Below are 13777 nucleotides of genomic sequence, written 5' to 3'. Positions count from 1 at the left end.
AGGAGAGTCTATGAATCAAGTGATTATATCTGCAAAATTGAAAAAACCTATACCTCGTAAGAATTATGTTGTGAGACATGAACTCTTTTGTAAATTGTTAACGATGGATGAATACAATTTAATTGTCATTGAAGGTGGTGCAGGAAGTGGTAAAACAACATTAATGAGTTCTTTTATTGACGCATATCAGTTAGATATGAAGTGGTTAACATTGGATAGAAACTTCAATGATGTTTTCCTTTTTTTTCAATATTTTGTAGAAATGTTTCATGATGAAATAAATCAAAGTGCTTATAATCGTTTGTTTGAAGAATGTATGATGAAAGAGGGATTATATCAAGTTGTTCAAATGCTATGTCAGGATTTACAAAGTTTAAATCAGCAATACATTGTATTAGATAATGTTCATTATATTGCTGATGAGTTTTTATGTGAATTGTTAGATATGCTATTAGAACAACTTCCGCAAGATATTCATATCATTATGTTAGGAAGGTCATTACCTCAAATTCATTTAGGTAAGTTATATGCGAATCATCAAGTTTTAACGATATCAGAAGTAGAACTTGCTATGGATGATGAAGAAGCAAAACAATTTCTAATTAAGACATTACAGATCAATTATGATGAGAAAATTATTCAATCAGCTCATGGATGGGTTGCAGCTTTACAGTTACTCTCGTCTTTTTCGATGGAATTACATGATGAAGTCATGCAAATGGATATTTTAGAAGATTATATTGAAAAAGAATTTTTAAAAGAATGGGATCCTCATATTATTGAATTTATGCAATTAACAGCTGTTCTTAATTATTTTGATGAAGATCTATGTCAATACATTTGTCCTCATATTTCTTTTGGTAATACAATTCAATTCTTAATGCATCATCATATATTGCTTATTCAACTTGATGAACATGTTTATACATATCATGATTTAATTAAAGATTATTTTACAAAAAAATTTGACTTAAAAGAAAAAGATTATAAATCAAATTATTTGATAAAAGTTGCAAGTTATTATGAAAGTATAAATGAATATGATGAATGTTTAAAGTATTTATTATGGAATCAGGATTATGAAAAAATGATGAATTTACTTGTAAAACTTCCACAAAACGGAAAAACTTTAGCCTATTTAACAAAAGTTCCTATCCATGAAATTATAAAGAATGCAGATTTTGCAATTCAATATTTTTTTTATTTCTATGTTAATTCTGATGAACAAACATGTTTTAAAATTTATCAATTAACGCGTTCATATATTCAAGATCATCCATTTTTTACAGTTTTTGAGAACATGAACTTGTTTGTAGATGATAGAAAAAAGACACGATATTATCCTATGACATCTCTGCAACAGTTGCTGCAATTGCAATTAAGTGAAGTGACACTTGCTATTGTTTTAATCAAAGATACTTTTTTACTTTATTTGAGTGATTATATAGAAGAAGCAAAAGAGTATTTAGCAAAAGCAGATGAATTTATTCAACGTCATCCTCATGATTATTTAAAATACTTCTATTATATAACATGTGCCCAATTTTATGAATATACAGGAGAATTAGAAAAATCTATTCATTATTTTAAACAGGCACAGCCTTATTTACGTTGTTCTCCTCATTTAGGGGCAAGTTACTATATTGGTATTGCTGGCGTTTATATAAAGCAATTACGTATAATGGAAGCACAAAACTGTTTTAAACTGCTGGAGCATAGGATGGATTCTGAACCAAAACGTATACATGTCGCATATAATCAAACATATATACAGTTACTATATTTGCTAGAAAAAGGGGAAGAAGCTATTCAGACATGCGAATTATTATTTGAAAGTTGTCAACCAAATGAAATTATTTACTTGGGACATCTTTTACAAATGCAGTATTCATGTCATAAAAAACATTATATTTTTGATTTGTTTGAAAAAGAATATCTGCATACAATAGAAAAGGAAAGAGACAGTGATGCGCATATCCTCTATGCATTAATTGCTTATCAGCATCAACGTATCGAGGAAGCCCGTTGCTTATTAGAACAAACTTTAGCTTATACTCGTAAAAAGGGATTAAGATTAAATCTGACAGAAATTAATTTATATTTGATTTTATATTTTCATCAGTATTATTCATCAAGACAGATTGTTAATTTATGGAAGGAAGCAGTTCATTATATTGTCAAAGAACATATTGATTTACCTTTTTGGCTGATTCGATATGATATTCATAAATTTGCAGAAGTTTGTCAAAAATATCATTTACTGCAATGTATAAGTATGGAAGAAAAAACAAGGATACAATTATATTTACCAGCATCACCTCTTTTGACAGCACGTGAACAGGAAGTGATGAAGTTACTTCAAAAAGGTTATACTAATAAACAGGTTGCAGATACTTTATGTGTCTCATTATCAACGGTCAAAACACATCTCATTAATATTTTTTCTAAATTGCAAGTTAATAATCGTATAGAAGCTATAACAAAATATCAGGAAATGTATGAATAATCATATATTTCTTGATATTTTCTTGATATAATGAAGTTGGTGATGATAATGGGAAATAAACGGGAATTAAAAGAGCATTGTTATATGGAAGCTTTAGAAGATAATATTGTTTCTGTTGAAATGATATTAAATAGATTGAATCAAATAGAACAGAAAAAAGGTGTTTTTGATGCATATATTTTACAGCATGATCGTACAAAGACAATTTTGGATTTAGAACTATCATTAGCAACCCTTTGTATTTTGCTTAGAAAGATGTCAGAAAATCTTTTTATTGTAACACCTGAAGAATTAAGAAGAGATATGAATAGTATTATTCATTCTAATCGATTTGAATATAATCGTTTAGAAGTTGTTGTTTATTCACAAAAAGGAAAAGAGAATATTGATTTAAATGGGTTATTAGCATTTTGTCATAAGGTTCTTTCAAGTGACAAAGTTCGGAGATAATATGATGTATAATCTTTTTGGGTGATGGAAATGAATCTCAGAAAGAATATAGGAATAATCATGATGATGTTAGGTGTGTTATTAACAATTAATCAAGGGCAGAATCAAAATGAATTTTTAAAACAGATACAAATGACTTTCAAAACATATTGGCCTTTAATGATTAGTTTCATTGGGATTTATATGATTTCTACACCAAGGAAAAGAAGATAAGAGGGAATTGGATTCCCTTTTTCTATAGTTGTGAAAAAATTATATAATATCTTTATTTTTTGGTCATAATTTTGTATAATGAGCGCATATGGAGGTATATAGAAAAATGAAAAAGAGACCAGTGGTTTTATGTATTATGGATGGGTATGGTTTAACTGATCGTGTTGATGGAAATGCAGTGAAGTTAGCGAATACACCATGTTTAGATGATTTAATGGCAATGTATCCAACAACAACTTTAAAAGCAAGTGGTAATGCTGTAGGATTACCTGAAGGACAAATGGGTAATAGTGAAGTTGGACATTTAAATATTGGAGCGGGTAGAATAGTTTATCAGTCTTTAACTTTAATTAATAAAGCAGTTGAAGATGGAACATTCTATACAAATGAAACATTTTTAAAAGCAATTGCACATGCAAAAGAAAATAATTCTAAATTACATATTTGGGGATTATTATCAAACGGTGGTGTTCACTCATCAAATGAACATATTTATGCATTATTACAATTAGCAAAAGATCAAGGATTAGAAAAAGTTTATGTTCATGCATTCTTAGATGGTAGAGATGTTGCACCTGATAGTGGGGCTGACTTTGTTCAAGAATTACAAGATAAAATGAATGAAATTGGAGTGGGACAAATTGCTTCGGTTTCAGGTAGATATTATGCAATGGACAGAGATAAGAGAATGGATCGTGTTGAATTGGCTTATAATGCATTGGTTGGTAAATCTGGAGAAACATATAGTGATCCAGTACAATATGTGAAAGATTCTTATGCAAAAGAAGTTTTTGATGAATTTGTAATTCCTGGATATAATCCAGCAACAGATGGAGCTGTATCTGATAATGATTCAATTATCTTTGCTAACTTTAGACCTGATAGAGCTATTCAAATGTCTAATGTCTTTACTGCAGATGTTTATGAAGATTTCAAACCAGCAGATAAACCTCAAAATATCTTCTTTGTATGTATGATGCGTTATGCAGATACAGTAAATGGGGAGATTGCTTTCCATTCATTAGATTTATCAAATACTTTAGGAGATTATTTATCTGCAAAAGGAATGAAACAATTAAGAATTGCTGAAACTGAAAAGTATGCCCATGTAACATTCTTTATGGATGGTGGAGTAGATAAAGAAATTGATGGGGCAACACGTGTCTTAATCAATTCACCAAAAGTAGCAACTTACGATCTACAACCAGAAATGAGTGCTTATGAAGTCAAAGATGCACTAATTGCTGAATTAGATAAAGATATATATGATGTTGTCATTGTTAACTTTGCAAACTGTGATATGGTTGGACATACTGGAATTATTCCAGCAGCTATCAAAGCAGTAAGTGTTGTTGATGAATGTGTTGGTGAAGTTTATGAAAAAGTTCTTGAATTGGGTGGTACAATGTTAATTACTGCTGATCATGGAAATAGTGAAAGATTATTAGATGAAGATAATAATCCATTTACTGCTCATACAACAAATCTTGTTCCTTTAATTGTAACGAATACACATTTAGATTTAAAAGAAGATGGAAAACTTGGAGATTTAGCTCCAACAATCTTACAATTATTAGGATTACCAATACCAGCAGAAATGACTGGAGAAAGTTTATTAAAATAAGCGATGGAAACATCGCTTTTTCTTTTGAATACATGCTTACTTCTTTCAATTTGTGAATAATTATGATATATTTAGAAAAATGGAGTGATTCAATGAAAAAAATAATAAGTTTGATAGTTGTTTTATTTTTATTGATGGGATGTTCTCAATCATCAGTTAAAAAATTGGAAATAACTGGAATTCAACCTATTCAATATGAAAAGTTAACACAGAATTTAAATTCAGATGTTAAATTTATATTATATATTGGTAGACCTGATTGTGGAGACTGTCAGGAATTCTATCCAATATTAGAAAAATATATTAATGAGCATAGGGGAACAGGAATTTATTATTTGAATGTTAAAGAATTCAGAGATCGTGCCAATGCTCAGGATGCTTCACAAGAAGAAAAAGATTTCTATGATAATCTATACAAAGAATTACATTTTGATTGGACACCAACAATTCATGTGATTTCAAATGGAAAGTTTATAAAAACATATCAGTATCTTGATGAAGATTATTTTAATATAAGTGATAGAGAAAAGCAAAAGGAAAGAAGACAAGAATTCTTAGATGAATTTGAAGTCTTTATGGATGCATATTTCAAGGAGGATTAAATCATGAAAAAATGTCCGAGATGTGGATTTGAAGTCAAGGATGATGAAAAGTATTGCCCACATTGTGGTTTGGATTTACAAGATAGATATAGACCTATTAAACAAAAGAACAAAGCAATGAATTATCTTTTATATGTTATTATCTTTTTCTCATTTATTATTATTCCACTGTTATATAGTCGTATTTTATCTGAGGTTGGAGATGGTTTGACACAAACAACAGGTCAAGCTGTTGAATTAAAAGAAGTGGTTAATGAAACACCTACATCATTGTTAGCATCTTTTGATACTTTAGCAGATTTTAAAAATCAATTTACAAATGTTGATCAAATGGTCAATTCTATAACTGAAAAAGAAAATGAAATATTTGCTAAGGGAGCATATTCATTTGATAAATCATATAATATTCAAGTTCTAGATAACTATAATATATTATATCGTTTTATCTATACAGTTCAAATTAATGACCAGCTAAGTCTACAGATAGAACGTAAGTATGACCGCAGTCATACTTATAATACTGAGATTATATCATTAAAGAAAACTGGAGCAAAGAATTTTGATGGACTGTTTTTAACAGATGAAGAAAAAGCTATTATGAAACAATATACTGGTGAAGAGAAAGTTACAGATCAGTTAATTGATGAATTTTCTAAACGTCAGGATGAATTTGAAACGAAAAAGAAAACATTAGGACATTATGGTATGGGAAATTATGAAGGACAATCATCTTTTGTTGCACATCGTAAGGGTGAAAGTTATTATTCTGAATTAAAATATACACATGAATTAAATGATTATATGAGTTAAGCAAACTTTTGTTTGCTTTTTTGTTTGTATTTTCGTTATAATGTATAAAAAGTGAGGTGGGGAGATTGAAAATACTATTTAGTGATATGGATGGCACTTTGATTGATCATAATTTAAATATTTCTGATAAGAATATTGAAATGATGAAAGAATTAAAGCGACAAGGACATCTAATTGCTTTATGTACAGGTAGAAATCTTATGGAGACAAGACAGATTACAGATTATATTGATTTTCCTTTTGATTATCTTGTATTAAATAATGGTGGTCATATTTTAAATAAACGTTATGAAACTTTGTATGAAAAGACAATAGAGAAAAATGTTGGAATAGATATACTCAATCATACAACAAGTTATGAGGGAATGTGGTCGTTCTTTTGTGATGGTTATGTGAATTATGGATATAAAGATGGTATAACAATTAATCATGGGGATATCAATAAAACACCTATTGATATTCATTTTAAAGAAGCTTATGAGAATGTTGATCATTTTCAAATTATTGCTTTTAATCAAGATGATGAAGGTATTGATCATGCAAAAATCTGTTTTGATTATATTCAACAACATTATGGAGATTATGTGGAAGCTTACTTTAATACACATTATGTTGATGTTGTTCCTAGTGGATGTTCTAAAGGAACTGGAGTTAAGCAATTATTAACATTAATTGATGAGTCAATAGATGAGGTTTATACGATAGGGGATTCGTATAATGATTTATCAATGATAAAAATTGCTGATTTTGGATATACATTTCATCATGCACATGATGATATCAAAAAAGAAACACGATATCATGTACACTATGTTTATGAAGTTATTGAGGATATGTTAGGGGGAAAATATGATGAGTTGGCAAGATAAATTAAGAAATGTAGAACCATATCAGGCTGGAGAACAGCCTAAGATTCAAAATTTAATTAAATTAAATACAAATGAAAATCCATATGCTCCTGGAGAAAAAGTCAAACAAGCTATTTTGAACTTTAATGCTGATGTTTTGCCACTATATCCAAATCCAGATGCTGATGAACTGAAACATAGTTTAGCATTATATCATGGGCTGCAGGATAATCAGGTATTTTTAGGAAATGGCTCAGATGAAGTTTTAGCATTAACTTTTTTGACTTGTTTTAATGGAAAGGCACCAGTATTATTTCCGGATATTAGTTATTCTTTTTATCCTGTATATTGTGAGTTGTATGGTATGAATTATCAAATGATACCATTAAATGAACAATTTGAAATCGTGAAAGAAGATTATTATCAAGAGAATAGTGGGATTATATTTCCTAATCCCAATGCACCGACGGGTTTGTTAGTGACAACTGATTTTATTGAAGACATTTTAAAACACAATAGTGAAAGCATTGTTGTGATTGATGAAGCATATATAGATTTTGGTGGAGAAAGTGCTATGAAACTCTTAAATCAATATCCTAATCTATTGATTACACAAACATTTTCTAAATTTAGATCGTTAGCTGGTATTCGTTTAGGGGTGGCTTTAGGAAACCAGGAAATCATATCGAAACTTTATGATGTTAAAAATTCTTTTAATTCATATCCTATTGATAGTTTGGCACAAGTCATTGGAAAAGCAAGTATAGAAGATAGTGTATATATACGAGAAAATGCACAAAAGATTATAGAAACAAGAGAGTATACAAAAAAAGAATTGAAAGCATTAGGATTTGTGATGCCTGATTCTTATGCGAATTTTATATTTGTGAGTCATCCTAATTATGATGCAAAAGAATTATTTGGTTTATTAAGAGAAAGAGGTATTCTTGTGAGATATTTTGATAAACCTAGAATTAATCAGTATTTAAGAATTACAATTGGTACACAAGCACAAATGGAAACATTCATTCAAGTTATGAAAGATATTTTATAGATATCTTTCTTTTTTTTTAGATATATTTTAAAAATAAAATTGATAAATTGATATTTATTGATAAGGGATAAAATATAGAATACAATATAAGTAGGAAGTATATGAATGTATCTACTATTTTATTATAATATAAAAAGTAATTTGATTTTGTCTTTAATTGATTGAGATTAGGAGGGATGAAATAAGTTTTGTGTAAAAATATTTAAAGATAATTAACCTGATTATTTTTAAATAACAAATACTAAATCAAATTAAATATGAAAAGAGGAAAATCTATGAAAAAAATTATAATTATAATGACTGTTTTTTGTATGCAATTACTTATCTGTGGATTTTCAATGAAAACAACAAAGGCTTTAGAAAAAACGACTATTGACTATGTTTATGATACAGATGATATATTAAAAAAGTGTTGTCAATAGACCCCCGAGGGACTGAGACATATACTATAACTCACGATGATGGTAGTCAGTTTGGGTATGTAAGGTGGATTGGCACATTTAGACATTATCCAAATGGAATGACTAAATTTGTAAGTATGACTTATGAAAATCATTTTAGTTGGGAATGGCCACTATGCAAAGTTTCATGGTTTAAGACAGAATATGCTGAGGGTAGTGATGTAACCGGATTATCTCGAATGATTATTAATTATACAATACATACAGGTGCAACAGAAGTTAACGGATAACCTTTTACTTTCACATTCTAACTTTAGTTCAATATAATACTCAATTTTAGATAAAATCATTTGCTTAATGAGTAGAAATATAAAATAAAATTGTACTCTAAAATGCGTTTTTGAAGTTTAGAATACATAGGTGAAATTATAAAGAGGGTATTTATTACATTTGTATGTCCATTTACAGATTTGATTGTTAGTTGATTATTTTTTGGACAGTAATGAATCCCCAAAAAGTGAATTTATTTTTCTAATGTATAGTTGTATGATTAATATCAATATAGTGTTGAAACATATACTATAACCTATGGTGATAAAGATTTTAGATATAAAACAAGTATAGGTTAAAGTATATATCTGATTGTTAATATCAAGTGTTACAATTTAGAATCTCAAAATTGAATTGAAAATAAGGGAGGTTATATAATGTTATCTATCAAAGAATTATCTTTTCAATATCAGAATAAGCTAATTTTTGAAAATGCACAGGTAGAATTTCATGATACCTCTCTTGTTTGTTTTCATGGAAAGAGTGGCTGTGGAAAAACAACTTTATTAAAGATTTTAACATTTGATTTAATGTTAGATAGTGGAATAATCCAGTATAATCATGAAAATATAAGTCAAGATAATGCACAAGATTTCTTATTTAACCATGTAACTTATATTGATCAAGGTGGAACATGTTTTCATAATATGACTCTATATCAGCATTTTGAGTTTTATGCAAAATTACATGGAATCATGCTTGATGAGATGTTAATAGAAAAATATTTAAAGTTAGTTCGTTTAGAAAGTATAAATCTTAAAAAATATCCATCATATTTATCAACAGGGCAACGTAAGCGTTTTATATTGGCTGTAGGGTTAATGATAGGTAAGGATATTTTATTGGTTGATGAACCGACTGCTTCATTGGATAGTGCCAATAAAAAAGAATTAATACAAACATTAAAAGAAGTATCTAAGCATTGTCTTGTGATTTGTACGTCACATGATGATCAGCTTTTAAGTCATGCTGATGAGATATATGAAATTAAAGATTATGCTTTTGTTCAAGAGAAAAAGAATTGTTTAATGAGCCAAATTCTATCTTCAAAAAAAGAACTTAAACCCAATCAGATTAAATATTTTAAATATAAAAATAGAAAATTGAAATCTCTCTATATTTGCTTACTTATATTTTGTTGTGCTTTTAGTTTTCTTATACCGTTCGTCATTAATCTTAATGCAAACTTATTGAATAATGTTAAAAAACAGCAGAATACCATCCAATCCACAGGTCTTATTTTTTATAAATTAACAGATATTCGAGGAAAGGGATTTGGAATTAGCAATTCTGATTTTCTACTGGCAAGGGATTTAGAAGCTATTTCAAATATTGATGGAGTGAAGTCTATAGTTCCTCATTATTATATATTAGATGGAAAATCAAGAGAAAAGAATGGTTCTATGCAATGGATCGATCATGATGGAACAAAACATCAAAAGAGTTATTATTGGCCAGAGTTAAGTAAAAAATATAGTATAGACTATTTTGCGGATATAGCCATTGTGTCATATGCACCAGAACAAAATATTATGATTGATGGAAAGAAAATTGAAGGAATCTATATTGATGAATATTTTCAAGAAATTTTAGGAGAAACGATTTCTGGATATGAAAAATTGTCTTTAAATTTTAGTTTCCCTGTTAAATATGTAGCATCAATAGATTCTTCTGACAGTCAGTTTTATAGTGAAAGATTTGAAGATCATGAATTAACATTAGATATTGATGGTGTATTACCTGATAATATTTATTCAGATACTAATGGAGGAGAAGTGCGTGATCGTAATTATGTAAGAATATATATGCCTGTTAATCAAGTACAGAATTTATTAAAACAATATGCTCAAGATAAACGTGTATATAATGATCCAAAAGAATATCTTATTTTATGTGAAGATGGAAAAAAGGATCAAGTTAAAATGGATATAGAAAATATGAATGAACTATATCAAGCTCGTTATCAAATTGAAGGTATTCAAATTTCTACACATACACAATCATCATCCCAATATTTAGTTATTTTTATCTGTGGAACAATGGTCTTATGTTTTGCGATTTTATCTTATTATTATCTTTACTCAAGAAAAAAAGAAATCACAATTTTAAGACATGAAGGATTAGAAAAAGAAATAAAGAATTACTTGATAAGAGATTATTGGTATATTTGTATTTTTAGTTTTATAGCAACCACTGTTTCTTGTGTCTGCTTTATGCTTATGTTCCAATATGAAGATATTGAAATGATTAAATTTTGTCTATATTGGGGATTAGCAAGTGTACTTATCATTATATTTATTATGATTATGGGGTATCATGGTATATGTCTCTTAACCAAGAGGAAAAAATTATGATTCGATTATCAAACATACATTTATCATTTCAAGAGAATGAACTTATAAAGCAAGGGGATATGATTATTCCAAGTGGAATTGTTACTCTTTTAAGAGGAGAAAGTGGTTGTGGGAAAACGACTTTACTTATGAGTATTGGATTATTGAGTCAACAAGTAGAGATGGATTATCTTTTTGATCATATAGATATTCATACAGCTGATGAATCAACATTGAGCTGTATAAGACAAAATGAAATATCATTTATTTTTCAGGAAACTTATCTTTTTGATCATATGAATTTAATTGAAAATATACAATTCTATGCTGCTCTTTCTTATCATGAACTAACTGAAGAAGAGATACGAAAACAACTTGATTTTGTTGGACTTGATCTTGATTTTCATACTCAGATTCGTTCAATGTCTGGGGGAGAAAAGCAGAGATTAGCAATTGTTTGTGGTCTATTAAAAGATGCTAAACTGTTTATATTCGATGAACCAACCAGTTATCTTGATAATGAAAATAGACAAATTATTATTTCTATTATAGATAAATTAGCACATGAGAAAAATAAAATGGTTTTAATTGTTTCTCATGATGAACATATGCAAGAGATTGCTAATCAAATATATGAATTTCAAGATAAGCAGATTGTATGTGTAAAAACCACCCCATATCAAAAGAGTCATAATGAATTGAAATGGCAGCCATTAAATATGAAAATATTGTATCAATATATTTATAAGAAAAATAAAAGATTATCTCTTGTTATAGGTATTATTTTAGGTGTTGTATTAACAGGATTTACAGTCTCTTTTGTCTATAATATATTTTATGGAGTACAAGATGAAAAAGCAATTCTATCAAGTATTCATCATAAAGTATATTTAATGAAAGCAGATGGTTTGTTCATAACAGCAACTGATCAGGTAAAATTGCAGGAGTATTTTCGTGATTATCAATTATATCCTGAAATTGATTCATTTACGAATGTGAGTGTCGGTTCAAAAACAATTGAAAACATTTATATAAAACCATATTATTCTCATTCTATTGAAGATACACATTTGTTAAAATCTTATAGGCCTAGAACTTATGGAAGTATTTATGCAACGTATGAATTATACCATTTTTTTGAAAATTCACTAGATAATGGAGTTAAAGTAAAAGAAAAATCTATGCAATTAAGTGGAATTCTTTATCCTAACTATGATATAGGATATGCATTGTATATTCCTTATGATTTTTTAAAAGAAGAATTAAAAACAATTGGAATTGAATTAGGAACAATACCTGTAAGTAGAATGGCTATCAATATTGATTCATTGGAGGATTATCGTTCTATTAATCAAAATTTATCTAAGGACTATCTTTTAAAAACTAACATTGATGTAAATGCTCAAATTAATATGTTATCCTTTTTTAAATCATCATATCTTATTGTTTTTTTGGTAATTGTTCTTATTGTTTTGGTTATATATAAAACATATAGAGTTATTGATGATAAACGAAATATAGCATTATTAAAAATATTAGGTGTCAATTTTAAATCTCTTATGAAAATGAAAACATTTGAAGAGTTTCTATTTATTATCCCAATGGCAATAATTTCAATAATACTTTCTAGTATAAGTATTTATTATTTGAAAATAGAGACGCTTGCATATTTCAGGGCAGGAGGAATTATTACATTGAATTTGTTTATTATTCTGTTAGTAGATATAGTGATATATTTTATATTCTTAAAGAAATATTCTGCTGCTGTTTTGATAAGAAATGATTGAATTAGAGGTCGTTTATTGAATATGACATTGTTAATAAACACTCAAAGTAATAGATAGAGTAATGGACATAATACAAGAGAACTTTTTATGCAACTCATGTAAAAGATACTTAAAAACAAGCAGGTTCATATGTTTTACTTGCTTGTTTTATCATTATTTTAGTATTTCTTCTTTAAATTGCTTATAATTTAAACGTTGGGGTATTAAATCATCTATTCTCATTAGTTGATCATATGTACACTGATCAATCCATTCAAGATCATCAACTTTATAATAAGCTTCTACAAAACCTTGTTTTCTTGCCTTGTGCATTTTTAATTTAATAATCAATTGTTCTCTTTGCAATTCAAGTTCTCTAAAATCATTATGTTGTCTATTTTCCTCCATAATCTTATCCACCTTTCATTATCTTTTTTAATTGTTTTACTTTAACATCATTTCTTTAAACTCTTCATAACTTAATTTTTTACCTACAAGTGTAAATGCTCTTTTAAGTTGTTCCTTGTTACATTCTTTTAGCCAATGAGAAGCATCCTTTTGATACAATGCTTGTATTAATTCCCATACATTGTTATAACGCTCTTCCTTTCTTGCCTTATTCATCTTTGTTTGAATGACTAATCGTTCTCTTTCTAACTCATATCCTTTAATCACTTCATCTGTATTCATATACTTGTTATGTATGTCCTTTGCATCTTTGACATCCTCCACTGTTTCACTGTTCTCATGACTCTTTCCATTCATAAATAAATAGGCCAACTGATTGATGGCTGTTAAGCTCACTTCCCTATTTAAATCCTCCTCCATTAATTGCAGCTG

The 13777-nt window shown here is 28.2% G+C and carries 14 protein-coding genes; 12 read left to right on the top strand and 2 right to left on the bottom strand.

Annotation, left to right across the window (positions count from 1 at the left end):
* Window positions 1–10: 10 nt before the first annotated feature.
* From BN350_RS06720 to BN350_RS06665, 12 genes are all read left to right on the top strand, one after another.
* Window positions 11–2506: a LuxR C-terminal-related transcriptional regulator gene (locus BN350_RS06720; protein WP_028042906.1), complete on the top strand. Its 2496-nt coding sequence runs from the start codon at window positions 11–13 to the stop codon at window positions 2504–2506.
* 48 nt (window positions 2507–2554) lie between these two features.
* A complete protein-coding gene (locus tag BN350_RS06715; protein WP_044600177.1) occupies window positions 2555–2956 on the top strand; it encodes a hypothetical protein in 402 nt (133 codons plus the stop codon).
* A gap of 30 nt (window positions 2957–2986) precedes the next feature.
* Window positions 2987–3169, top strand: a complete 183-nt coding sequence (locus tag BN350_RS06710; RefSeq protein WP_028042904.1) for a hypothetical protein — start codon at window positions 2987–2989, stop codon at window positions 3167–3169.
* Between the two features lie 106 nt (window positions 3170–3275).
* Window positions 3276–4793: a 2,3-bisphosphoglycerate-independent phosphoglycerate mutase gene (gene gpmI, locus BN350_RS06705; protein ID WP_028042903.1), complete on the top strand. Its 1518-nt coding sequence runs from the start codon at window positions 3276–3278 to the stop codon at window positions 4791–4793.
* 92 nt (window positions 4794–4885) lie between these two features.
* Window positions 4886–5395: a DUF6568 family protein gene (locus tag BN350_RS06700; RefSeq protein WP_028042902.1), complete on the top strand. Its 510-nt coding sequence runs from the start codon at window positions 4886–4888 to the stop codon at window positions 5393–5395.
* A 3-nt stretch (window positions 5396–5398) separates the two neighbouring features.
* Window positions 5399–6205 carry a zinc ribbon domain-containing protein gene (locus BN350_RS06695; RefSeq protein ID WP_028042901.1) on the top strand — a complete coding sequence of 269 codons (807 nt, stop codon included), beginning with the start codon at window positions 5399–5401 and terminating at the stop codon, window positions 6203–6205.
* A gap of 65 nt (window positions 6206–6270) precedes the next feature.
* Window positions 6271–7074 carry a Cof-type HAD-IIB family hydrolase gene (locus tag BN350_RS06690; protein WP_147573540.1) on the top strand — a complete coding sequence of 268 codons (804 nt, stop codon included), beginning with the start codon at window positions 6271–6273 and terminating at the stop codon, window positions 7072–7074.
* The gene (gene hisC / locus BN350_RS06685; RefSeq protein WP_028042899.1) at window positions 7058–8107 is read left to right on the top strand and encodes a histidinol-phosphate transaminase; all 1050 of its coding nucleotides are present in this window, start codon (window positions 7058–7060) and stop codon (window positions 8105–8107) included. Before BN350_RS06690 ends, hisC begins: the two co-directional genes overlap by 17 nt.
* A 275-nt stretch (window positions 8108–8382) precedes the next feature.
* Window positions 8383–8529 carry a hypothetical protein gene (locus BN350_RS20580; RefSeq protein ID WP_155849095.1) on the top strand — a complete coding sequence of 49 codons (147 nt, stop codon included), beginning with the start codon at window positions 8383–8385 and terminating at the stop codon, window positions 8527–8529.
* Window positions 8530–8627: 98 nt separating this feature from the next.
* The gene (locus BN350_RS20575; RefSeq protein WP_155849094.1) at window positions 8628–8798 is read left to right on the top strand and encodes a hypothetical protein; all 171 of its coding nucleotides are present in this window, start codon (window positions 8628–8630) and stop codon (window positions 8796–8798) included.
* A 417-nt stretch (window positions 8799–9215) separates the two neighbouring features.
* Window positions 9216–11192, top strand: a complete 1977-nt coding sequence (locus BN350_RS06670) for an ABC transporter ATP-binding protein (protein WP_028042898.1) — start codon at window positions 9216–9218, stop codon at window positions 11190–11192.
* On the top strand, window positions 11189–12958 hold the full coding sequence (locus tag BN350_RS06665) for an ATP-binding cassette domain-containing protein (protein ID WP_028042897.1): 1770 nt from the start codon (window positions 11189–11191) through the stop codon (window positions 12956–12958). Before BN350_RS06670 ends, BN350_RS06665 begins: the two co-directional genes overlap by 4 nt.
* A gap of 153 nt (window positions 12959–13111) precedes the next feature.
* Here BN350_RS06665 and BN350_RS06660 read toward each other — a convergent pair whose 3' ends face one another.
* Together BN350_RS06660 and BN350_RS06655 are read right to left on the bottom strand one after the other, a co-directional pair.
* Window positions 13112–13345 (bottom strand): hypothetical protein, encoded by a 234-nt coding sequence (locus tag BN350_RS06660; protein WP_028042896.1) that lies wholly within the window; start codon window positions 13343–13345, stop codon window positions 13112–13114.
* Window positions 13346–13381: 36 nt separating this feature from the next.
* On the bottom strand, window positions 13382–13777 hold a 396-nt coding region (locus tag BN350_RS06655), incomplete at its 5' end, for a hypothetical protein (protein WP_187117107.1).

Origin of the sequence: Candidatus Stoquefichus massiliensis AP9, assembly GCF_000455285.1 — a bacterium.
Lineage (GTDB): Bacteria > Bacillota_I > Bacilli_A > Erysipelotrichales > Coprobacillaceae > Stoquefichus > Stoquefichus massiliensis.
This window is presented reverse-complemented; position numbering and strand designations above follow the sequence as displayed.

What these genes read in the sequence shown, in the direction of transcription:
- BN350_RS06720 (WP_028042906.1), top strand. Translation starts at nt 11, where the DNA reads ATGAATCAAGTGATTATATCTGCAAAATTGAAAAAACCTATACCTCGT.
- BN350_RS06715 (WP_044600177.1), top strand. Translation starts at nt 2,555, where the DNA reads ATGGGAAATAAACGGGAATTAAAAGAGCATTGTTATATGGAAGCTTTA.
- BN350_RS06710 (WP_028042904.1), top strand. Translation starts at nt 2,987, where the DNA reads ATGAATCTCAGAAAGAATATAGGAATAATCATGATGATGTTAGGTGTG.
- gpmI (WP_028042903.1), top strand. Translation starts at nt 3,276, where the DNA reads ATGAAAAAGAGACCAGTGGTTTTATGTATTATGGATGGGTATGGTTTA.
- BN350_RS06700 (WP_028042902.1), top strand. Translation starts at nt 4,886, where the DNA reads ATGAAAAAAATAATAAGTTTGATAGTTGTTTTATTTTTATTGATGGGA.
- BN350_RS06695 (WP_028042901.1), top strand. Translation starts at nt 5,399, where the DNA reads ATGAAAAAATGTCCGAGATGTGGATTTGAAGTCAAGGATGATGAAAAG.
- hisC (WP_028042899.1), top strand. Translation starts at nt 7,058, where the DNA reads ATGAGTTGGCAAGATAAATTAAGAAATGTAGAACCATATCAGGCTGGA.
- BN350_RS20580 (WP_155849095.1), top strand. Translation starts at nt 8,383, where the DNA reads ATGAAAAAAATTATAATTATAATGACTGTTTTTTGTATGCAATTACTT.
- BN350_RS20575 (WP_155849094.1), top strand. Translation starts at nt 8,628, where the DNA reads ATGACTAAATTTGTAAGTATGACTTATGAAAATCATTTTAGTTGGGAA.
- BN350_RS06670 (WP_028042898.1), top strand. Translation starts at nt 9,216, where the DNA reads ATGTTATCTATCAAAGAATTATCTTTTCAATATCAGAATAAGCTAATT.
- BN350_RS06665 (WP_028042897.1), top strand. Translation starts at nt 11,189, where the DNA reads ATGATTCGATTATCAAACATACATTTATCATTTCAAGAGAATGAACTT.
- BN350_RS06660 (WP_028042896.1), bottom strand. Translation starts at nt 13,345, where the DNA reads ATGGAGGAAAATAGACAACATAATGATTTTAGAGAACTTGAATTGCAA.